This is a genomic window from Pseudomonas sp. GL-B-12 (assembly GCF_019955895.1).
Classification (GTDB): Bacteria; Pseudomonadota; Gammaproteobacteria; order Pseudomonadales; family Pseudomonadaceae; genus Aquipseudomonas.
On the sequence record NZ_JAHBCX010000035.1, the window covers coordinates 25,617 to 48,278 of the forward strand.

The following is a 22,662-nucleotide window of genomic DNA, read 5'->3' on the forward strand; positions in this document are numbered from 1 at the left end:
TGGTTAAGCCTCAGGCCGTGCTACTGCCATTAAATGTCCGAATCAAAGGTGACATATACGGTTCCGCGATAACTGCTGTCGCTTTGCATATCCTTAACTGAGTCTGGTTGCACCTCGAAGTGCAAAAGACTGGGCTGCCCAGTGGGCAAACCTATCAGTTTTAGATGTTGCAAACCGGTGCCGGTCACTGTTAGCGGACGCCGCGATATAGGCTGACTCATATCATCGACCCACGGAGGTGGCAGACTGACACTCATATCGACCGGTACTTGATGGGATCCATTTCCAATCGCACAAGTCTCACCAAAAAAACGCTCGCAAGTAAGTTCCATCTTGAACGGCGCAGAGCTCAATATGGAAAACCGCAGGTCCCCCAGTAACTTCTCCTCTTTGCGACCGTTAGTAATCCACTCCATCCATCCGCCCTTGGGCGCGAGGGCAACCCTGTCGGAGGACATGACGACCTTGACGTCTTGTTTCACTGACAGGTTCAGGTTGAATGTCATTGAAGGATCACTGGCATTCAAATTACCCATGTTCAAGTCGCTGGGTATTGTGTAGGTATACGATCCTACATAGTTGCCACTGATCAGTTTTTCCGGGCGAACGGCTCGTAACTCATAAGCTACATCGAGCCTGTCTAAAGTCATCCACGGAATTGCAAATCGTGCGATTCTTGGACCACAGGTGCTGGCCACTTCAGAGATTTTCCAGAAAGTTGTGTAGTCCCTTCCATTTGGATCAGCACCATCAGAAATCACCGAAGTACAGGGGGCAATCGCGTTAGCCCATGAGGGCCTCCAAAGAGTGACATGGTATTCATGAGGAGTGACACCCGGTGGTCGCCCCGTCAGCGCTTGTGCAGTGTCACTCAAGCGATAACGGGTTCCTGCTCCGGCAATTCGGATTTCGATCTCTGCGGTTTCGCCAGGAATACTCTCATGGGCGACATTAAATTTGCGCCATGTCGCTGGAAAACTAAAGGGCAGGTTGCCATCCTGCGGAATAGCCCCAGACGATTGAAAAGTAATATTAAAAGTATTACTTCGAATACGATTGCTAGCGCATTGGCCCGGGTATTCCACACAAAATCCGGTAACTGGGGTGTTGTTAATAATTTCAGCACTGGCCGGATTACTCGGATCCGGCTTTATTTCTGCATCTACGTTCAATGTGGCTGCATGGGCAGAACCCGGATAAAACCCGCAAAGCATCCCCGCCAATACAAGGCGATTCATTAACTTGTTCATTTGACTTTCCTGTGTACGCCATATTCAGACCGCTGTTGTATAAGTGCCCATCAACTGGCTTTCTCAGACTTATAAGCAGCTTCGGCCAAGGTGTCTGGATGACACCGCAGATCGCCTACCATCAGCACATCGTTCTCTCGACGCTGGGAGGTGGGATCGAGCCTGAACTGGCATAACAACTGACTGTCGTGCCGCACTTCAAGTGTAGGAGACTTTTCACTAAGTTCCATGGAAAAGAACCCATCGACTTCGCTGACGCCACGACTGGCATGGTTGATAACATGGTGGCCTTTCAGCGGTTTTCCATCGGCATCCACCAAGCGGCCCATGACTGTCACAGTCTTCAGAATGCGTACCTGACGATAGTCCACGCCGCCCTTGTTCAAGTGATAGGTGGTACGCGCCGGCTGGATGGTCGCCGCGGGTACATCCGTCCCGTTGAAATCGAAGTTCACGGTACCGTTCTTGTAGGCCGACACCGGAATGAAATTACGACCTGCCCGCAGCGTGGAGTGGGTGCCGGAGAAGTCGTCGGCGCGCAACTGGATATCATCCACGTCGCTCTCAACATCAACGATCATGCCCGCCTCGCGAGTTGTGGCCTGGCTGCTAAGTACTACGTTTTTTCCACTGACCGCCAGGGTACTGTCCAGATTCAACCCACCGGTGACACCACCGTTGTAGGAAGAGCGCTGCGCATGCATAGAGCCGTTGACCTGGTCAGTCTTGAAGTCGACCGTGCCCGCCAGGCCGGTCCCGTATACATCTCTGCTTGCGGTGGCGGATACGCTTTGCAAAACGTGATCCTTGAGGTCCCGACGATAGGTGACGGACGCATTGGCATCCCGACCACCGTCACGCGAAGTACGCTGACCGATGCTACCGGACACCTGGTGACCGTCTGAACCCAGTGCCAGGCGCAGGCTGATATCGATCCCGCGATTACGCTGGTCGGCAGTACCTACGGTACCCGGCCGGTCGAACACGGCCACGCGCCAGTCGGCAGCATTGCCAAACAACTGTGCATTACGGGTCCAACTCAAATCGATGCCCATACCTTCGGAATAACCCTCGCTATGGGAAATTTGCGCACTGATCGAACTCTTACTGCTCAGGCGTTGGCTCATCGACAGCGACGTGTTGCTGGTTTGCCCGTTGTACGTATTGCGTTGGCGGATGTGCGTTCCGTCCGGCAGCGTTTCGTAAGTGTTGCGTGTGTCCAGCCAACTGCGCTGGTGGCGCAACACCAGACTGCCACCGTTGTAGTGATGCACGCCCTGCACTTCCACGCCCGTGCCTTCGCCCTTGGTCTGGGACAGGCTGGTAAAGACGGAGGTCTTGTCGCTCACCGTCAACTCCGCGGAAGTGCCCAGTTGCATCTGCTCCTTGACCTGTCGGGCGGACAAGCCCAGGACCACTCGTGGGTGCAGCAGAAAGTTGAAGGCAGCGCCTGCCGTCAGATCGCCGTCATCGCTTTCTTGCCAATTGCTGAGCAACTTGCTTTCGCGACCGGCAAACAGGTTGTAACGCCAGCGATTTTCCGGGTTGCGCCAGTTGGTGGGCTTGTAAATAAGCTCTTGGTTGGTGGAAATCACTTGACCGTCTTCGATCAGGCGTACTTCCACCTCGTAGATGCCGCCCGGCAACGGACGCGTGTCCAGAGTCTGAAGGCCGCTGGCCACCTGCTGACTGTTGATCAGCACCCCGTTACGATAAATCTCCACCATCGCCTGTCGATTGGCGGTCACCGAAATCGGATAGAGGCTCGGCTTAGGGTCGTCGACCGCCAGGCTGTCGGAACTGCCGTACATCATGCCCAACACTGTATCGGGGCCGGCGCCGATTGTCCGCGCTGACCGAGTCAAACCCTGGGCGCTGGGCGTAAAGTACCCGGCACGAAAGAAGTTGCCTTCCAGTTCCCGCTGGGCATGCAACTCGTGAACCGCGTGCTTGATGCCAGTGTCTACCCCGGACATGCGCGAAAGTTGAGCGTTGAACGTGTTAGTCCAGTTGCCCAGGCTCGCACTTGCCTCCAGGCCATAACGACCGGCCGCGTTCTGCTCCTGACCGCCGCTGATGTTCAATTGATTGCGCACAATCAACCCGACGCTGCCGCCTTCCGGTTGATCGTGAAACTGTCGGGTTTGCGGGTCGCGCTCGGCATTGGCCGTTACCAGCGACACCATGGAGTCTGCAAGGCTGTAGTGAACCGACTGCAATTGCCGAGGGCAGGCGCTTTTGCACGATCCCAGCGCCACGCCCTGGCTCAAGAACGCAGACCACTCATCACGTTCGGTCGAAGTCAGGTCGCTGTTGCGGGTATCGGTAAAATTGATCAACGTGACCCGCTCATCTCGGGTCAACAGGATCATGGCCTCACCCAGAAACTGTTGGTCGACTTCGACGCGAACAGCCAATGGCACATCAAAAAAGAATTCATGAAACTCCGCGGGTAAGCCTTCAGCCTGTTGCAGCAAACTGACGGATTTATCCGCAGGTTTGGATTCACTGGCAAGCGCACCCGCGCAAATAATTAGCGCAAGCACTCCTGCGATAGGAGCTTTCGAAAACATGGAAATATTTCTCAAGTTAGCGCTTGCATGCGCAAGGAAGAATGCGGCCGGCTTAGAGCGCCGGCCACACAAACAACGTACTGACAGTTAGAATCCACTCACCATTATGGCGATGGCGCGTCGAACATCACTTTAACGAAACCGCGGTAGTTACCTTCAACGTAACCTGGGCTGGCTGGCTCAACTGGGGTAATTACCAGAGGCGCTCGCATTTCAGTTGTCGCATCTCCACTGTCAACAACCACGACAGGGGTGCCTACAGTCGTCAATGCACGACCATTAAAGCTTACGTTCAAGTTAATTTTGTTACTCGCGTTGGCAATATCCACAATTTCAGCGGCTTCCATAAGAGTTGCCTCAACATCAGGACCTGCCGCAGCACCAGTGGAACTCTTAACCTTGAACATCCGGGTAATACCTTCCAACTTCGAGGTCGTCTGATTCCAAAGCAGGCGTTGCTCGTCGCGAATGGTGCTCATGTCTTCCGGTTGCACATAAAAATCAGTGCCCGGAATATCAGCAATTACAGTAATATCATGTTGCTGAGGAACAGCCAGTGCAGCCGAAGAAGCCAAAGCCAAAGCCAGCACAGAGGTAGACATTGCAACTTTCTTGAACATTAAATTCACCTTTAAACAGCTAAGTAAGAGTGCAAGCTTCAGCCAAGTGACGAAAGTCCAGCACCGGGTTGTCATACCAACAAGAGAGTTGGCATTGCATTTCAACGGGGCGCATCTTCGCGCTTTCTGAAGGACGGGTATGCAAGACTTATCCGATCTACTTGTAGGATTTATTCCCCACCCGTAGAGGAAGCTTCCACACCTTCTGTTTAATGCTTGTAGGTATTTTCGCTACAAATGCAGGGGCGAGTATTCGGCTGACAACCTCAAAATAAGGAGTATCAGCGTTATCAAGCACAAGAAGGATCAGGGTTCGAAAACCAAGGCGCACCTATAGATTGGTGGCACGAGCGAAGGGAGCATCTGCGTACAGGCAGATCGAGGGGGCGTGGCATTCAGTGCGTCAGTTAAGGCGGAAACACACAGCGGTTTGAAAGAAGGACTTTTACGACTGTCACCGATTGGCAAGGCATGCAACGCAACAGACCCCAAGCACCAAAAGTCCCGATGCCTGGGCATCGGGACTGGGTCAAGCGCGCAAAGCCAACGACGTTACACGGTTATTGCTTGCGCTTTAAAGGAATGCCGATAGGCGGATAGCTTGTACATACTTGTTCTGATTTATTACCGGAAGCATCCTCAGCCTCTACACAGATCTGATAGCGCTTCCCTGACTCCATCTCGGTAATAGAAAATGCCGTCTCATCCGTGGTTCCCTTATGGTCACCATTCAGATACACATGGTATTTAAGACGCTCGGAAGAGTCATACGCCGAATCCCAGAGCACCTGCAGGTTAAGATCAGTGGTTCTCAAGTTTGATATTTCTGTGGGAGGGGTAAGGTCATCGAACCTGAGGGTCAGTGTAGTCCGCTCCGATTCGTTGTACTGATCATCGACTGTACAAACGCTATAAACATAAGTGCGGCCTTGCTCTGGGGTTAAATCCCTGTAAGCAGTATCTTCTGTTTCTTCAAGCACTACTTCATCGCGCCGCACCCTGTAAAGAATCTTACCGCCATCGACAGCTCCCGGCCCCCAATGCAACAAAACCGAATTGCTGGTGTGCTCAAACTTACCTAAATAGGCAGGTGCGGTCGGCAGGTCTCTAGGCATCGTAAAATCAAGGTCATTCCATTCCTGTGCATTATCCAACCTAACACTACACCTTACTGACTGACCAGGCCTTGCATTAACTATCTTCCAACGGTTCGAACTATGATGAGTCTCTTCCGGACCATTATCAATTTTCACTTTTACTCGTTGTGTGTCACCTGGCCAATTCAACTTGAAAGATGTCTTTGTAACGTCAGTCACCCAGAGGTGAAGTTTAGTACTTTTTGTCCTTACATCATGCTTAGGCCCCTCACTGCCCCATTGGCCATTGTGCTTCTGCCTTCCATAAAGAGAGAGCCGATACATCGTATCCGGGCTCAACGAAGTTAGCGTTATTTCACTCTCAGCTAGATTAATAGGCAATCCTGGCGCCCCCATAAGACGATATTCAGTAAATTCGTCGGAAACTGGCCAGCTAACCTTTACGGCATAATAATCCTCCCAATCCGTTCTGATTTGAAGCGCATTGCTAATTGCGAAATCGCTCACCAAATTAGTCATTTTTCATCCCTTCATAATAAACTAAAAAATAAATCGACCTCCCGTATTTCAGACTAATGAAATACATCAATACTTAAACACAACTCCGCCTCCAAACACACTATCAGTTCTGCTAGAGAAACTCCGAACAACTTGCGGCGACTGCGTCGCCATTTGAAAAGACTGCCACGTTAACCTTTCCCAGCAGTGAAATGGCCGTAAGCATCCGGCAGTCGGGGTTTGGACATCCTATGGAGGCTCGGCTCGGGCGCCGCTTGACGAGACAGGCCCGAGCGCTTCGGGCTCTGGTCGACCTGAACACCTGGATGATCGATTCCACTGCACTCGCAAACAGCCCACGAACACAGCGCCCCGAACTGTTATTTCTTACAGGTTTCAACCACCCAAAATCGCGCTATAACACAGTCCTGGAGTTACTCACCGCCCTCCAAGGCGCCCCTACCCCGGGAGACCAGCCATGTATTCTGCGAGCCCAGCCCAGGCCCGATCTAAAACACCGCCCGCCAAGCCACACGGCTACGCGAATACACCTCAAGTCCGCCCGAAACTCTCCGCCAGAGAGCAGGAGATCCTGAAGTGGTGCGCCAATGGCAAATCGTCCTGGGAGATCGGACGGATCCTCAATTGCACTGAGGCGGGGGTTAATTATCACTTCTGCAATATTCGTCGAAAATTCGGCGTCAGCTCGCGCTGGCTTGCGCTGGTCAAAGCACTTGAAATGGGAATATTTCACTTGGGGGGAGAGGCAGAACTTCATCTATCGGCTGAACAGAAAACTCGATGAGCATCAAGACGTTTGTAGCGCACCAACGTGCATAAGGTTGACTTGACAGAGTCCGGCTCGCCGGGGGTTGACCCGGCCAGTTCCTCCACCGCGCTGCACTCGTTCATCGCCCGCAGCGGTATGCAGGGATTACCACAGACTGGGGCGCCATCATGGCGCCCGATTGAAGTGTCCAAAATCCTTAGGCCAGCTCAGCATTCCCGTGGAGCCCGCTAGAGAATCAAATCCCCTCCAACTCCGCCATCAAATCATTCAAACGATCCACCTTCTCCTCGGTGATCTCACTCGCCGCCAATCCATCGATGTACCCGGCCAACTCCTCCACCGTACTGCATTCGAACATCGCCCGCAGTGGCACGTCCCGCTGCAGGGTTTTCTGCACCCGCGAGGCGATTTGCGTGGCCAGCAGCGAATGTCCGCCCAGCTCGAAGAAGTTGTCGCGAACGCCCACCTGTTCGACCTTCAACACCTCGGCCCAAATGTCGGCAAGGGTCTGTTCCAGGTCATTGCGCGGCGCTTGGTAATCCTGACTCCCAATCTGGCCGATCTCCAGCGCCGGTAGCGCCTTGCGATCCAGTTTGCCGTTGGCATTGAGCGGCAGTTTGTCCAGCCACAACCAGTGCAGTGGCACCATGTACTCCGGCAGTTCGGCACGCAGTCGCAGCTTGATTCGCTCCAGTCGCTCGCTTGAATCAAGCGAAGCATCGGCCGCGACCAGATAGCCAACCAGGTGCTTGCCGTTGACGCCTTCCTGCACACCGACCGCTGCGTCACGGATTTCCGCTTGTTCATGCAAGCGTGCTTCGATTTCGCCCAGCTCGATGCGGTAGCCGCGAATCTTCACCTGGTGGTCGACCCGGCCGACATACTCCAGCACGCCATCGCTGCGACGGCGGGCCAGATCGCCAGTGCGATACAGACGCTCGCCCGGTGCGCCGAACGGGTTCGGCACAAACACCGGTGCCGTGCGCAGCGGATCGCTGACATAGCCACGGCCGACTCCGGTTCCTGCCACGCACAGTTCACCCACCGCGCCCAACGGCACCAGATCAAGCGCGTCATCGAGCACATACAACAGGTTATTGTCGGTCGGCGTACCGATCGGCAAAAAGCTGCCGCGGGTCGAGGCCAGATCGACACGGAAGAACGCCACATCATCCGAGCACTCCGCCGGACCGTAGGCGTTTACCAGGCCGATGTCCGGATAGCGCTGCAACCATTGGTGCGCCAGCTCCGGTGGCATCGCCTCACCGGTCGGCAGCATCCAGCGCAGACCGTCGAGGCTCATGCGCTCCTGGGCGAGCATGCCCTGGATCAGCGACGGCACGCTTTCCAGCACGGTGATGCCCTGGGTCGCGACATGCGCCAGCAAGCCCTGGGGATCGTGGGCGATGGTGTTTGGCACGATATCCACCCGCGCACCGAACAACGGCGCGGCGAGGAACTGCCACACGGAAATGTCGAAGCTTTGCGAGGCGGTTTGCGCAATCACATCAGCGTCGCTCAGGTTCAGGTACGGCACCTTGCTCAACTGGTTGTTGAGCATGCCGCGCTGTTCAACCATCACGCCTTTGGGCAACCCGGTGGATCCGGAGGTGTAGATCACGTAGGCCAGGTTGTCCGGGCTGCTGTAAAGACCAGGATTGTCCGCCGACAGCGCAAGGGCCTGGACTTCCTCCCAGACCAGCAGCCGTGGCCGGCTGTCGCAGCCGAACTCCTCGAGCAAGGCCTGCGCCTGCTCACGGCACGCTTGCGTGCACACCAGCAATGGCGTGCGGCTCAGTTCGATGATCCGGCTCAGACGCTGACCCGGCAAACCCGGGTCCAGCGGCAGGTAACCCGCCCCCGCCTTGAAGCTGCCGATGATCATGCCCAGCAAATCGAGGTTGCGTTCGGCCAGCAACGCCACCGGTTGATCGCGCCCGACACCGGCGGCGATCAACGCATGGCCGAGGCGGTTACTGCGCTGGTTCAGCTCCAGATAACTGTACTGCCGGTCAAGGCAACTGGCGGCGATCCGCTGCGGGTGTCGGGCGACCTGGGTTTCGAACAATGCGACGTAGCTCTGCTCCAGCGGGTAGTCGCGTTCGCTCTGGTTGCAGCCATGGAGAAGGAAATCCTGCTCCTGCGCCCCCAGCAACGGCAGGTCGGCCATGTCGCCATGGAAGCCGTCCACCAGCGCCAGCAGCAAACGCTTGAACTCGCCGAGCATGCGCTCGACCGTGGCCTCATCGAAGTAGCGCTGGTCGTAGGACAGGTGCAAGCCCAGATCATCACCTGGATAGCACACCGCCGTCAGCGGGAAGTTGGTGTGCGTGCGGCCTGAATCCGAGGTCGCGTTGAGGCTCTGCGCACGGTCCAGCACCGAGACTTCCACCGGGGCGTTTTCGAACACGAATAGGCTGTCGAACAGCGGCTGGCCTTTGGGCAGTTCGCTTTGCTCCTGGATGTTCACCAGCGGCAGGTATTCGTACTCGCGCAGTTGCATGTTGTTGTCGAGCAAACCGGTGAGCCACTGACGCACGCTGCAACGCTGACCGTCCTCGGGCATTTTCACCCGCAGCGCGATGCTGTTGATGAACAGTCCGACGGTGCGCTGCATCTGGGGCATGTCCACCGGACGCCCGGCCACGGTGACGCCGAACAGCACGTCGCGATCACCGCTCAAGCGCCGTAGCACCAGCGCCCACGCCGCCTGCGCGAAGGTATTGATGGTCAACTGATGGGCCTGGGCCAGTTCGCGCAATTGTGCGCCGTCCCGGGCATCGAGCCTTGTGTAGCGGTCGCCGACGATCATGCCGCCGCTGTCGCCGGCATGTTCGCGCAGCAATGGCCGGTCACTCGGGATCGGTGTGGTCCGTTCGAAACCCTGCAGGTTAGTTTTCCATCACTTCCGTGCTTCGGCCAGGCTTTGGTGTTGCAGCCAGCCGATGTAGTCGCGATAACGTGGCGGCACCGCCAGCTGCGCTTCCCGGCCTTCGCCGAGGGCGCTGTAGATCTCGAAGAAATCGTTCATCAGCAGCGAACGGCACCAGGCATCGATGAGGATGTGGTGGTTGCTCATCATGAACCAGTAGCGCGCCGCGCCCACACGGATCAAACGCAAGTGGAAGGGTGCCTGGTTGAGCAGATCGAACCCGGCCTCGCGTTCGGTCTTGAGCACGGTTTGCAACTTCGGCTCTTGCTCGGCTTCGGCGAGATCGCTCCAGTCGAAGTATTCGATCGGCGTGCTGCCCGGTTTGTGGATCACTTGCAGCATGTCTTCGCCGACGTTCCAGCAGAACGACGCGCGCAAGGCTTCGTGGCGGGCGATCACCGCTTGCCAGGCCTGGGCGAAACGCAGCGGGTCGAGTTCGCTGTTGATGCGGTAGCGGTCCTGCATGTAGTACAGGCCGGTGCCCGGCTCCAGCAAGGTGTGCAGCAGCATGCCTTCGACGTTGTCGGCCTGTTCGCTGAGCGAGACCGGGTCGATGATCAGCACCGCGTGCGCCGGTTGGCTGATACCGCAACTCATGATCGGGCTGCCCTCGTCCACTTCGACACGGTTCTGCGCCAGGGCCTGATCGTCCACCCGCAGGTTGCCGATGCCTTTACCGCGCGCTGTGCCGGCCACGAACAAGGTGGCTTCGGCCAGACCGTAGGAGGCCATGAAACTGTCCGCGCTGAAGCCACAGGTGGAGAACTTTTCGGCGAAGCGCTCCAGGGTGTCGAGGCGAATCGGTTCGGAACCGGAATACGCCACGCGCCAGCCACTCAGGTCAAGCCGCTCCAGGGCCGACTCGCTGACCCGCTCGCTGCACAAGCGATAGGCAAAATCCGGCCCGCCGCTGATGGTGCCGCCGTATTCGCTGATCGCCTCCAGCCAGCGCAACGGCCGGCCGAGGAAGTACGCCGGAGACATCAACACGCAAGGCACGCTGCTGAAAATCGGCTGCAACAGGCCGCCGATCAGGCCCATGTCGTGGTACAGCGGCAGCCAGCTGACGATGACGTCGTCGGGGTTCAGGTCAATACCGAAACCGTGTCGAATCAGCAATTCGTTGGCCACCAGATTGCCGTGGCTGACTTGCACGCCTTTAGGCAGCGCGGTGGAGCCGGAGGTGTATTGCAAGGAAGGCGATGTGATCGTCCTGCAAGTGCGCCGCGACCCAGCGCTCGGCCAGTGCACCGTCGAGGGTATCGACACACAGCAACGGCGGCGCCCCGTCGATTTGCTGCAACGCATCACGCAGCCCGGCGCTGGTCAGCAGCAAGCGCGGCTGGGCATCGCTGATGATCGACAACAGGCGCTCCTGATGATGACGGCGCGTCGACTCCGGCGGGTAGGCCGGCACCGCGATCACCCCGGCGTACAGGCAACCGAAGAACGCAGCGACGTAATCCGGGCCGCAGGGGAACAGCAACACGGCGCGGTCGCCAAACTCCGCTTGAGCCTGCAACGCACCGGCAATCGTCCGCGCCCGCAGGTCCAGTTCGCGATAGCTGAGCACCACAGCCTGATCCGGGGTCTCGGCGAGAAAGCGCAGGGCCACCCGATCCGGCGTCAGGGCCGCGCGGCGCTGAAGGGCTTGGACCATTGTACTGGGGAGTTCGAACGCGTCAGTCATGAGGTTTCCTGCCTGAATTCGGCTTGGTAGGAGCGAGCCTGCTCGCGAAAATCCGGAGAACGCCGCGGGGTGTCAGGCGCCCATCGCCATCGTTGACGAGCATCGTCGGAACGCCGCCCGGAGCGAGCTCGCTCCTACAGGGTTATGAGGATTGCGCTGTTCCATTCACCAATGAGAACGGATGGCGTCTTGAAATAATTAGTCGCTGGCTGGAACACAAAGCGGACGGAAGTGAGTCAGCGTGTCGCAGTTATCACTCTGCATTTTTGAAGCGCATTAGTTATTTTTCTCATTTGAGAATAATTATCATTAAGCCTAATTTGGCGCTCGATCTGTAGGACGGCCCCCCGGTTCATTCGCCGTCCCACTAACCTTTTGGCAGCAGGGTGATTTCCATGATGGAACCAGTATCCACAAGCAGGTGCGATACACCGCTACTTCAGGCATTCGTCGACAATCGACTGATTCTGGTGAAGATCGCAGCCCGAATTACTGGTTGCCGCTCACGTGCCGAAGATGTTGTGCAGGATGCATTCTTCCGGTTGCAATCGGCCCCGCCCATCACCAGTTCGATCAAGGCTCAGCTCAGCTACCTGTTCCAGATCGTGCGCAACCTGGCAATCGACCACTACCGCAAGCAGGCGCTGGAACAGAAGTATTCCGGCCCTGAAGAGGAAGGGCTGAATGTGGTGATCCAGGGTGCGTCACCGGAAACGTCGCACATCAATTTCTCGACGCTGGAGCACATTGCCGATGCGTTGACCGAGTTGCCGAGCCGTACCCGCTACGCCTTCGAGATGTATCGCCTGCACGGCGTACCGCAAAAGGACATCGCCAAGGAACTCGGCGTCTCGCCGACCCTGGTGAACTTCATGATCCGTGATGCGCTGGTGCACTGCCGCAAGGTGTCGGGCAAGCGTGGCGATGCGACCGCTCGCCACTAAGATCCGGGATCTGCATCGCGCCGATCGCGAGCAAGCTCGCTCCCACAGGGTCCTGCGAACACAGGACAAATGTGGGAGCGGGCTTGCTCGCGAAGGCTGACTCAAGACCGCAACGAATCTTGAGTCTCAAGCCTCAAGCCAGTCTGCACCGATCAAAAAACCGCTCCCGCCCCAACACCATCAGGGCCGCGCGCTTGTGCGGGAAGTCGAACTCTTTCTCGCAGTGAAAGCACTGCTCCTGCATGTATCCGATCATCTTCGCGTTATCGGCACGCGGCTCGGCAACCACGCGCCGGGTGCGCGGATCATCGAGAAACAGGTAATGCACCAGCGCCGATAACCAGCTCGCCACCTTGTGCGGACCACGGTGATGTTCTTCACCCACCAGCATGTGAATGCCACGGTCGTAATCGCTGGCCTCGTAGAAGGGTGCGATGCGATCTTCCCTGGCCCAGTAGGCTTCGAAATAAGCGAATGGCTGATCGTCGAAACAACCGATCAGCGTCAGTGTGTGCGGGTCGGCTTCGAGTTTGCTCAGGTATTGGCGATGCTGGTCGAGGCTACCCTCCTCCTGCCAGAAACTCGCGACACGCGGGCTGTTCTGCCAACGGTTGAAGCGTGCCAGGTCTTGCTCGATGTCCAGCGTGCGCAGGGAAATCCACATCCCCAGGCGCGCATCAAAACGCCGGTAAACTTCACCTCGCGGCTTGATCGGTCGCAATGGATGACGCTTGCCGCCACTGATGACCATTTGCTGCGGATAGCTGCTCGACGCCTGCGTCAGCCAGGGCTGTGGCAACTGCCAGAACAGCGTGCGTTCGCAACGGTATTGACCGGCCGTTTCCGTCGGGATCAGCAAACCGCTGAGCAATGCCTCGGTTGGGGCTTCATCGAGTTGCCAGGTCAAGCGCTGGCAGGCAGGATCACGGGCTAACAGCCAGTAGCAGACAGCCCAGATTGTGTGGCGGTCAAGACGGCCGAAACCTTACTCTACTTGCAACCGCAGTTCCGGATCGCGGGTCAGCCGCAGTTGAATCAGCGGTTGACCTTCAAGGTTGAAGCTCAGCCGGCTTTCAGTTTCATCGGCTACAAGACGGCCGCCGGTCGGTAAGGCCAGGGCGGTCAGGTCATTCAGATTGGGCTCACGATAATCATCGACAGTTCAACAATAGACGTAGATCACCGTTGGAAATTTAATCGTCCATCCAGATTGCCAATTGCAATCACAACGGAGTGAAAGACCGAACGCACTACCATGACAAGCCCATTTCAGAGCGACAATCTGAAGACTGAAGCAAAGAGCACCTTATCAATACCCCTAATCCGCAAACCGAAAAACTGAGGGCTTGCGGTTAGGGGGAGCACTTATCATTACTCATGTAACAGAGTGAAAAAACTCACATCATTTCCACAGGGTGAAATAATCCAGAAAGGAATAGTCCATTTGCACTAACTCAATGAACAAAATGCACTTTCCGACAGGAGCAGACACATCAACCCAATTGTGCAGCAGCCCACCACTAATTTGCCCCTGAAAAAGTAATTCATCTATTACATTATAAGACTCATCATAAAATATGACTCTCGTGGGCCGATGATTATAAGTATAGGCAAACCTGACACGTCGATACGGCACTCGGAAATCCAACCACAAACGCTGTTCCGGAATGGCGTGATCTAACGTATAGGACATTACAATTGCGGGTCCGGATAACATACCTGAAACAGGGTGCCCAAATGTCATGATCCCAGCCCTTCCATCCGAACCCGCCAATAGCCTTATCCTCATCTTTAAATCGGGGTTATCAATGCTCTGCCCACCACTGATAAACTGATTGGGCTGACCATCAAAATTTTCGTAATGAATTTCAGGCACCGCCCGAACAGTCAAATGCAAAATAGGCAATACAACTGCTTCAGTTCTAACAAGACTGCCATCCAATGAAACACAACAAGTAAACCTCAAGTCACTGTTATCCAACAACACATCAAGATCAGTACGTTTCACTGTTTTGACTAAACCATCCATCACTTCATCTGCAGTCACAGCATCCCCGCTAATGACCTCAAACGTATGAACCGCACCGTTCTTATGGGTGCCCGTGCCGATCAACCAGATCCTTTGACCTTCTACCATCCACGGGGCCCATGGTTTGACCTTGACCGTGGCATCACCGATAAAGTTACTTAAGTCCAAAATGCTATTGGTCGCCTGAATCAAGACTAATTTCGGCCAGTTTCTAGGCACGAGAACGTTCAGGTTGAGATCCAAAGAGGAGGCCTGCTTGCATTGACTTGTCACGGTGTAACGAAGGGACACGGTCTTGCCGATACAAGCGATCACCTCATTGAGCGGCACCTTGAACTCAACATAACCTGGCACGCCATTACCCAGTTTGGCCTCGATCGGCAAACTCGTTCCATCCGGCCGTACCCAGTGAAGCTGAATCGTGTGGCGAGGACTGATACGGTCATACTCCACTTGCACAGTGACGCCTTCTCTCGCGTTTTCCGGGTTGAGGAAATTCCTCGCCGCCTCAAGTACTATCGGCGGGATCAGGTTCAGGTCTTGCTGATGCACCCTCAGCTCCCGCAGCGGGAACTCGACCGCACTGGAATGATCGATCTGGCCATTGAAGTTGACCGCGAACCGCACCTGGAACTTGCTGCAATCCGCCAGTTTTTCCAACTCATGACGCGGCAAGCAACTGATGACACCGTCATCCTCACCCGACGCGGGAAGCCCTTGCCCCATCAAGACATCGAAGCTGTAAGGCGTGCCATCTTCCAATTCGCCTGTTACCCATAACCAGGTCGGCTGGCCTCCGGCGATAAACCACCACGGGGCCACTGTGCATTCGGCGTTTCCCGAGAACGTTCTGAGATCCAACTCGCCCCCAGTGACTTGGGTCACCTCAGGCGTGGGCAAATCAGTGAGATTGAGCACCTTGAGAGTTAACGGCAGAGATGACCACAATGTTTCACGCAAGACCGTGTAGCGCACAGTGACCGATTTACACAAGTTGGCACTGATCGCCGAAGCCGGTACCTGGAAATCGACAAAACCATTGTTCGATCCGTACTTACAAGCCAGCGACGGAGTCCCGGCACCAGCAGTCCCCTCGAAATAGGCACACACCCAGTCGGTCTGTGCCATCCCCTCGTAAGCCACGTGAATCGTCGCGCCGTCTTTTGCGTTGATGGGGTTTAGCAGGCACCCCTCTGCTCCGCATTCCGTGGCCTCCAGCACGCTCGGCGCTAGCAAGTGCAGTTCCGGTTCACCCACTCGCAGGTTTTCAGTAGTGAACCTGAGCTCAAGGGCATTTGCCGGGAGCAAGGAAACCGTCGGATCTGCTGGCGGCTCACCTAGGGCAGCGTCGAAAGTGACAGCCGCTTGCAAGGTTATTGAAGAGTAGTCTTCATTCCCCCCCGCCCAAAGGCGGGACAACACGTCCCTGAAACCCAGTCGAATGTCCAGCGGAGTCACCCGATGATTTTCCAGCACCCACTGGAACCTGTAGTTGCCGACATGGTGTTCATTGCCGACCGCTAGAATCCACAGCCGCTGGCCCTGCGCCATAAGCGGCCAGGGATTCAGATGAAGCCTGACATCGCCGGCGAATTTGCGCATGTCCAGCCAACGAGCGCCATGTTCAGTCGACACATCGAGAAACTCCGGTGCCGGCAAATCTTTCGATTCCATTTGCTGCACCGTCAACTCAAGCGTCAGGGACGTTTCAGTCTTACCATTATGTGTAGCGGTGTACCTGATAGGCACGGTCCTGCCGATACAGGCACCGACCACAGAGACGTCGATCTCAATATCGATGCTGCCGCTGTCACTGCCATCCCGGACGGGTAGCGTCGGCTGGCCTGGACCTGGCGGACCGACCCAATACAATTGAATCTTGTGGTCACGACTCATCCCCTCAAATGCAACCGTTACCTTGGCACCTTGCAGCACCAGCATGGGATCGAGCGTGCTATTGGAAGAGGCATGCGCAACTATCGGAATGGGTAACTCCGCAACGGAACGCGGTTCCTTGGGAACTCTTTTAGACAATTTTTTTGCCATGTCGAATCTTCCTTGCAGATAGAGGATTAACCGCCCCCCGCTTCCACACGGGACCATACGGCTATCTAATCTTCGGCAAGAAGGTTGTGGCTACTGTCAAAGTTGACAGTTTTGCTCTAGAAAAAGAACTTGTTCGACGAATGGCGCGGTCAAAAATGTATCCATCCTGCAATGTCGCCTTATTCCCGTATCGTCGGCACCAGCGCAATCTTATACGGATCGAAAATCCTCAGCATCTGGCCGTTGTCCCGCAAGCCTTGCAACAACTTGCCGAAGGCCTCGCCGCTGATGGGCGCGGTCGGACGCAGAATGGCGTAGTGGTGATAGATCTGGTCGACGCGCTGGGACACCAGCAATTCATCGGCGACTTTTTTATTGCGCAAGAAGTAGTCGCTCAGGTAGGAGCGCGTGACCAGGGCAATGTCGGCCCGGTCGCGCAATACCATCAGCAGATTGCTGTCGTGGGAATAGGTCAGTGTGGCGTTGTAGTTTTTCGCGAGGTACTGGGGGTCGGCATTGAAGTTGGCGAACTCGTAGTGATAGCCGCTGAACAGTGCCAGGCGCTTGCCGTTCAGGTCGGCAAAATAGCTTTGCTGTCGATCGGGCAGGCGTTGCGCAACAAAAATCTCGGCGTCTTCCAGCCCCATGTCGACGGCCGTGTGAGGGATCTCTTCCCAACCCCAGGCGGGATTTTCGAAGATGGCCATGTCGACCCGGCCCTGCTTGAAGTCACCGAAGCGCCGGGGAATGGAAGTGGGCACCAGGACAAACTGGTAGTCACTTTGCGATGCATTCAGGGCCTCGACCAGTTGCGGCAGCAACCCGGTATCGGCCCCGGATTCCGGGCGCACGGTGTAAGGCGGAAAGTGCGCGGCACCAATACGCACCAGTTGCGCAGCCTGGGACGGCATCATCGTTGACGCCGCAAACATCGACAGTAACAGCCGCGAAGCTGACCGAATTGGCGAACCCATCAAAACGACCCCACTCCTCAATAAAACAGCATCAATGCATTCAAGCTAGGCGGTTTCTTCCAGTTAGCCAGTTCAATGCTGGCCAACACTAACTTATTGCCGGTCTTCCAGCACCAGAATCAACGCCTCATCGGCCAATTGATCAAGGCTCATGCTGCCGCCGGCGCGAAACCAGGTGGTGGTCCAGGACAATGCGCCAGTCAGGAAGCGTCGGGTGATGAACACATCGCCGCGGATAAAACCAGCGGTCTTGGCTTCGCCCAGTACTTGCAGCCAGATGTCTTCGTAGACGTCCCGCAGCGCCAGGACCTTGACCTGGCCGTCTTCGGACAGCGAGCGCCATTCGTAGACCAGCACGGCCATGGCCTCGCCGCTCCCGCCCATGATCGACTGCAATTCACAGCGGATCAGCGCCAGCACCTGCTCGCGCACATTGCCAGCCTCGGCGATGGCCGCGCGCATCAACGCGGTGTTGTAGCGTATGGTTTCTTCCATCACGGCGCGCAGGATTTCGTCCTTGCTTTTGAAGTGATGGAAAATACTCCCGGACTGAATGCCCACGGCGCCGGCCAGATCGCGCACGGTCGTGCGTTCATAGCCTTTATTGCGGAACAGGTGGGCCGCCACTTGCAGCAGCTTGCCACGGGCGCTGTCCGGGTCGGTCAATTGGCCGTCGTCGACCAATTGGCGCATCACCTTCAGGGCTTTTTGCTCGTCCACCCGTTCTCTCCTACAGTCGTTCAATCAATAACGCCGATCCCCCCGAAAACAGCGGGGTTGCGCGGGCAATTTAAGCGCATGGATGCAACCAAGCAAGCGCTTGGGCAGAAGATAATCAAGTCATTTACAAACCAAGCGCTTGCTTGGTAATGTCGACGCACTTCGGTTGGAGGTGGCTATGGAATGGACTGCGCCTAAAACAATTCGCATCGGTTGCGCCAGCGCCTTCTGGGGCGACACCTCGACCGCTGCCGCGCAACTGGTGGAACACGGGCATCTGGACTATCTGGTCTTCGATTACCTGGCCGAGATCACCCTGTCGATCATGGCCGGCGCACGGATGAAAGATCCCCGGGCCGGCTATGCGGGCGACTTCATCGAAGTGCTTGCGCCCTTGCTGCCGCAGCTCGCGCAGCAAAACATCCGGGTCATCAGTAATGCTGGCGGGGTCAATCCCCAAGCCTGCGCCGCCGCCCTGCAAGCAGCCTGCGACAAGGCCGGGGTGGCGCTGAAGATCGCCGTGCTGCTGGGTGATGACCTGCAGCCGCAATTCAAACAGCTGGGCAACCTGGGCATTCATGAAATGTTCAGCGGCGCGCCCCTGCCATCGATGTGCGTCTCGACCAATGCCTACCTCGGCGCACCCGGCATTGTCGAAGCCTTGCGCCTGGGGGCGGACATCGTGATCACCGGACGCGTGGTCGACAGTGCGGTGGTCAGCGCCGCGCTGGTGCATGAGTTCGGCTGGTCGTGGCACGACTACGACAAGCTCGCCCAGGCGGCATTGGCCGGGCACATCATCGAATGCGGCGCCCAGTGCACGGGCGGCAACTTCACCGACTGGCGCGACGTGCCCGACTACGAACACATCGGATTTCCCATCGTCGAAGTCAGCGCCGACAGCCAGTTCATCGTCAGCAAACCTGAAGGTACGGGCGGGCTGGTCACGCCGCTGACGGTGGGCGAACAGATGCTGTATGAAATCGGTGACCCGCGGGCGTATCTGCTGCCCGACGTGGTGTGCGATTTCACTCAGGTCAAACTGCTGCAACAAGGCAAGAACGCGGTGCAAGTGCACGGCGCCAAAGGCCTGCCGCCAACCGCTCAATACAAGGTCAGCGCCACGTACCCCGATGGTTTTCGCTGCACCGCCAGTTGCCTGATCGCCGGTATCGATGCCGTCGACAAGGCCCGGCGGGTCGGTGATGCGATCACCAACAAGACCTCGGAAATGTTCCGCCAACGCGGCTGGGCGCCGTACAGCGACGTGAGTATCGAGTTGCTGGGCAGCGAGGCCACCTACGGCCCCCACGGCCAGCGTCAGGATAGTCGCGAAGTGGTGATCAAACTCGCGGTGCGCCATCCGGACAAGCAAGCTTTGATCGTGTTCTCCCGGGAAATAGCCCAGGCCGCCACCGGCATGGCGCCGGGGCTGACCGGCATTGTCGGTGGCCGGCCGACGGTGTATACGCTGATCCGGCTGTTCTCGTTCCTCATCGACAAAACCGCCTGCACGCTGGACATTGATTTCATGGGCCAGCGCCACCCGTGTGCCCTGCCCGCCCTCGATGTGCTCGACCCGCTGGACCTGCCAGCCCCGCTCGCGCCACCGAAACCGGTTGGCCTGGCCGACGCCAGCGTGGCCCTGGTCAAACTGGCGGTCGCCCGCTCTGGCGACAAGGGCAACCACAGCAACATCGGCGTCATAGCCCGCGCGCCCGAATTCCTGCCATGGATTGCCGAAGCCTTGACCCCGGAAGTGATCGTCGACTGGATGGGCCACGTCCTCGATCCTATCCACGGGCGGGTTGAACGCTGGTACTTGCCCGCCAGCCACAGCCTGAATTTCCTGCTGGAAAACGCCCTCGGCGGCGGCGGTGTCGCCAGCCTGCGCATCGATCCGCAAGGCAAGGCCTTCGCCCAGCAGCTGCTGGAAATCCAGATCCCGGTGCCGCAGCGCATCGCCGACCAGTTCAACTAGAGGATTGCCGCCATGGCCTACGATTCGATTTTCAAAGCCGATTTGTTTGCCGGTCAAAACATCATCGTCACCGGGGGCGGCACTGGCATCGGCCGCTGCACCGCCCACGAACTGGCGGCCCTCGGTGCCCATGTGCTGCTTGTCGGACGCAGGGCCGACAAGCTCAAAACCGTTGCGGCGGAGATCGCCGAGGACGGCGGCAAGGCCGATTGGGCGGTTTGCGACATCCGCGAGGAAGAATTGGTGCAGCACCTGGTCAGCGAATTGATCCGCAAGCATGGCCCCATTCATGGCCTGGTCAACAACGCAGGCGGGCAGTACCCGTCACCCTTGGCCTCGATCAATCAGAAGGGTTTCGAAACCGTGATGCGCACCAATCTGGTGGGCGGTTTCCTGATGGCCCGGGAAGTGTTCAACCAGTCCATGAGCAAGCACGGCGGCGCCATCGTCAACATGCTCGCCGACATGTGGGGCGGCATGCCCGGTATGGGCCACTCCGGCGCGGCACGTTCGGGCATGGACAACCTGACCAAGACCGCCGCCTACGAATGGGGTCATGCCGGGGTGCGGGTCAACGCCGTGGCGCCGGGGTGGATTGCCTCCAGCGGCATGGACACCTACGAAGGCGCCTTCAAGGCCGTGATCCCGACCCTGCGCGAACACGTGCCGCTCAAGCGCATCGGCACCGAATCGGAAGTCAGCGCGGCGATTGTTTTCCTGCTCAGCCCTGCAGCGGCGTTCGTCAGCGGCAGCACCTTGCGCATCGACGGCGCCGCCAGCCTCGGCGGCCGCGCCTGGCCAATCCACAAGGCGACCAACAGCGAGTCGTACAACGGTTTTCACCGTGCGTACCTTCCCGACGTGTTGAAGGACAAGGAATAACCCATGCCGGTGATTCAGTCGCAACTCGATCCCCACAGCGAACCGTTCGCCAGGAACCGTGCGGCGATGCTGAGCGCCATCGAGCAAGTTCGCGTGCTCGAACAGAACCTGCTGAACAAGGCGGCCGAAGCCAAGCCGAAGTTCGAAAAACGCGGCCAATTGCTGCCTCGCGAGCGCCTCAATCTGCTGCTGGACCCCGGCGCGCCGTTTCTCGAACTGGCCAGCCTGGCCGGTTACAAATTGCACGACGACAAGGATGGCAGTTCCGCCGGTGGTGGTTTGATCGCCGGGATCGGCTACGTGTCCGGCGTGCGCGTGCTGGTGGTGGCGAACAACAGCGCGATCAGGGGCGGGACCATCTCCCCCAGCGGCTTGAAGAAATCCCTGCGCCTGCAACAGATCGCCATGGAAAACAAACTGCCGGTGATCACCCTCGCCGAAAGCGGCGGTGCCAACCTCAATTACGCAGCGGAGATTTTCGTCGAGGGCGCGCGCAGCTTTGCCAATCAGGCCCGGATGTCGGCCATGGGGTTGCCGCAGATCACCGTGGTGCACGGCTCGGCCACGGCGGGTGGCGCCTATCAACCGGGTTTGTCGGATTACGTGGTGGTGGTACGCGGCAAGGCCAAGCTGTTTCTCGCCGGCCCGCCACTGCTCAAGGCCGCCACCGGCGAAGTCGCCACCGATGAAGAGCTGGGCGGCGCCGAGATGCACGCACAAACCGCCGGCACCGCCGAATACCTGGCTGAAAACGACGCCGATGGTGTGCGTCAGGTGCGCGAGATCGTCGCCTTGCTGCCGTGGAACGAGCAGTTGCCTCCACTACCCGAACGTCACTGGGAGGAACCGCTCTACCCCATCGACGAACTGCTGGGCCTGATCCCGGATGACCCGAAAAAGCCCTACGACGTGCGCGAAATCATCGCCCGTCTCGCCGACGCTTCGAACTTTCTTGAATTCAAGGGCGAGTTCGATCAGCAGACTGTGTGCGGTCATCTGAAAATTCAGGGCCGCGCCTGTGGCTTCATCGGCAACAACGGCCCGATCACGCCAAAAGGCGCGAGCAAGGCGGCCCAGTTCATCCAGCTGTGCGACCAGAGCCAGACGCCGCTGCTGTTTTTCCACAACACCACCGGGTTCATGGTCGGCACCGAATCGGAACAGCAAGGCGTGATCAAGCACGGCGCGAAGATGATTCAAGCGGTGGCCAACGCCCGGGTGCCGAAGCTGACCATCGTCGTCGGCGGTTCCTACGGCGCTGGCAACTATGCGATGTGCGGGCGCGGTCTCGACCCGCGCTTCATCTTCGCCTGGCCCAACAGCCGCACCGCCGTGATGGGCGGCGCGCAAGCCGGCAAAGTGCTGCGCATCGTCACTGAGGCCAAACAGGCCAAGGACGGCCTGGTGCCCGATCCGAAAATGCTCGACATGCTCGAACAGGTCACCGCGCAGAAACTCGACAGCCAGGCCACGGCGCTCTACGGCAGCGCCAACCTCTGGGACGACGGTTTGATCGACCCGCGCGATACCCGGACCTTGCTTGGTTACCTGCTGGATATCTGTCACGAGGCCCAGGTGCGGCCATTGCAAGCCAACAGTTTTGGCGTAGCCCGGCTCTAGGCCGGCTCAAGGAGAA

The 22,662-nt window shown here is 57.6% G+C and carries 12 protein-coding genes and 2 pseudogenes; 5 read left to right on the forward strand and 9 right to left on the reverse strand.

Annotated features, from left to right (window positions below; all coding sequences use genetic code 11):
- Positions 1-29: 29 nt before the first annotated feature.
- From KGA85_RS19910 to KGA85_RS19925, 4 genes are all read right to left on the reverse strand, one after another.
- Positions 30-1,250 (reverse strand): hypothetical protein, encoded by a 1,221-nt coding sequence (locus KGA85_RS19910; protein WP_223533336.1) that lies wholly within the window; start codon positions 1,248-1,250, stop codon positions 30-32.
- A 50-nt stretch (positions 1,251-1,300) separates the two neighbouring features.
- A complete protein-coding gene (locus KGA85_RS19915) occupies positions 1,301-3,823 on the reverse strand; it encodes a TcfC E-set like domain-containing protein (protein WP_223543335.1) in 2,523 nt (840 codons plus the stop codon).
- A gap of 104 nt (positions 3,824-3,927) precedes the next feature.
- Positions 3,928-4,443, reverse strand: a complete 516-nt coding sequence (locus KGA85_RS19920; protein ID WP_223456869.1) for a CS1 type fimbrial major subunit — start codon at positions 4,441-4,443, stop codon at positions 3,928-3,930.
- Between the two features lie 560 nt (positions 4,444-5,003).
- Positions 5,004-6,059 carry a hypothetical protein gene (locus tag KGA85_RS19925; protein WP_223456871.1) on the reverse strand — a complete coding sequence of 352 codons (1,056 nt, stop codon included), beginning with the start codon at positions 6,057-6,059 and terminating at the stop codon, positions 5,004-5,006.
- 457 nt (positions 6,060-6,516) lie between these two features.
- Here KGA85_RS19925 and KGA85_RS19930 point away from each other — a divergent pair, with 457 nt between their 5' ends.
- Positions 6,517-6,843 carry a helix-turn-helix domain-containing protein gene (locus tag KGA85_RS19930; protein WP_223456873.1) on the forward strand — a complete coding sequence of 109 codons (327 nt, stop codon included), beginning with the start codon at positions 6,517-6,519 and terminating at the stop codon, positions 6,841-6,843.
- Positions 6,844-7,063: 220 nt separating this feature from the next.
- Here the strand turns inward: KGA85_RS19930 and KGA85_RS19935 are convergent.
- Positions 7,064-11,450: pseudogene (locus tag KGA85_RS19935) on the reverse strand (amino acid adenylation domain-containing protein).
- Positions 11,451-11,845: 395 nt separating this feature from the next.
- On the opposite strand from KGA85_RS19935, the gene KGA85_RS19945 reads away from it, so the two are divergent.
- Positions 11,846-12,394: an RNA polymerase factor sigma-70 gene (locus tag KGA85_RS19945; RefSeq protein WP_223456877.1), complete on the forward strand. Its 549-nt coding sequence runs from the start codon at positions 11,846-11,848 to the stop codon at positions 12,392-12,394.
- 133 nt (positions 12,395-12,527) lie between these two features.
- On the opposite strand, the pseudogene KGA85_RS19950 reads toward KGA85_RS19945, so the two are convergent.
- The 4 genes and pseudogenes from KGA85_RS19950 to KGA85_RS19965 form a co-directional block, all read right to left on the reverse strand.
- Positions 12,528-13,529: pseudogene (locus KGA85_RS19950) on the reverse strand (GNAT family N-acetyltransferase).
- Positions 13,530-13,796: 267 nt separating this feature from the next.
- Positions 13,797-16,469: a hypothetical protein gene (locus KGA85_RS19955; protein WP_223456879.1), complete on the reverse strand. Its 2,673-nt coding sequence runs from the start codon at positions 16,467-16,469 to the stop codon at positions 13,797-13,799.
- A 179-nt stretch (positions 16,470-16,648) separates the two neighbouring features.
- Positions 16,649-17,443 (reverse strand): substrate-binding periplasmic protein, encoded by a 795-nt coding sequence (locus KGA85_RS19960; protein ID WP_223456881.1) that lies wholly within the window; start codon positions 17,441-17,443, stop codon positions 16,649-16,651.
- Positions 17,444-17,536: 93 nt separating this feature from the next.
- Positions 17,537-18,163 (reverse strand): TetR/AcrR family transcriptional regulator, encoded by a 627-nt coding sequence (locus KGA85_RS19965; protein ID WP_223456883.1) that lies wholly within the window; start codon positions 18,161-18,163, stop codon positions 17,537-17,539.
- Positions 18,164-18,341: 178 nt separating this feature from the next.
- Here KGA85_RS19965 and KGA85_RS19970 point away from each other — a divergent pair, with 178 nt between their 5' ends.
- The 3 genes from KGA85_RS19970 to atuC are packed head-to-tail and all read left to right on the forward strand — an operon-like array spanning position 18,342 to position 22,646.
- Positions 18,342-20,144 (forward strand): acyclic terpene utilization AtuA family protein, encoded by a 1,803-nt coding sequence (locus tag KGA85_RS19970; RefSeq protein WP_223456884.1) that lies wholly within the window; start codon positions 18,342-18,344, stop codon positions 20,142-20,144.
- Positions 20,145-20,156: 12 nt separating this feature from the next.
- Positions 20,157-21,026, forward strand: coding sequence for an SDR family oxidoreductase (locus tag KGA85_RS19975; protein ID WP_223456886.1), 870 nt, complete (start codon positions 20,157-20,159; stop codon positions 21,024-21,026).
- A gap of 3 nt (positions 21,027-21,029) precedes the next feature.
- On the forward strand, positions 21,030-22,646 hold the full coding sequence (gene atuC, locus KGA85_RS19980) for a geranyl-CoA carboxylase subunit beta (RefSeq protein ID WP_223456888.1): 1,617 nt from the start codon (positions 21,030-21,032) through the stop codon (positions 22,644-22,646).
- The last annotated feature ends 16 nt before the right edge of the window (positions 22,647-22,662 follow it).

Coding starts and splice junctions, on each gene's coding strand:
- KGA85_RS19915 (WP_223543335.1), bottom strand. CDS start 3,823: ATGTTTTCGAAAGCTCCTATCGCAGGAGTGCTTGCGCTAATTATTTGC.
- KGA85_RS19975 (WP_223456886.1), top strand. CDS start 20,157: ATGGCCTACGATTCGATTTTCAAAGCCGATTTGTTTGCCGGTCAAAAC.
- KGA85_RS19970 (WP_223456884.1), top strand. CDS start 18,342: ATGGAATGGACTGCGCCTAAAACAATTCGCATCGGTTGCGCCAGCGCC.
- KGA85_RS19910 (WP_223533336.1), bottom strand. CDS start 1,250: ATGAACAAGTTAATGAATCGCCTTGTATTGGCGGGGATGCTTTGCGGG.
- KGA85_RS19960 (WP_223456881.1), bottom strand. CDS start 17,443: ATGGGTTCGCCAATTCGGTCAGCTTCGCGGCTGTTACTGTCGATGTTT.
- KGA85_RS19925 (WP_223456871.1), bottom strand. CDS start 6,059: ATGACTAATTTGGTGAGCGATTTCGCAATTAGCAATGCGCTTCAAATC.
- KGA85_RS19945 (WP_223456877.1), top strand. CDS start 11,846: ATGATGGAACCAGTATCCACAAGCAGGTGCGATACACCGCTACTTCAG.
- KGA85_RS19920 (WP_223456869.1), bottom strand. CDS start 4,443: ATGTTCAAGAAAGTTGCAATGTCTACCTCTGTGCTGGCTTTGGCTTTG.
- KGA85_RS19955 (WP_223456879.1), bottom strand. CDS start 16,469: ATGGCAAAAAAATTGTCTAAAAGAGTTCCCAAGGAACCGCGTTCCGTT.
- KGA85_RS19930 (WP_223456873.1), top strand. CDS start 6,517: ATGTATTCTGCGAGCCCAGCCCAGGCCCGATCTAAAACACCGCCCGCC.
- atuC (WP_223456888.1), top strand. CDS start 21,030: ATGCCGGTGATTCAGTCGCAACTCGATCCCCACAGCGAACCGTTCGCC.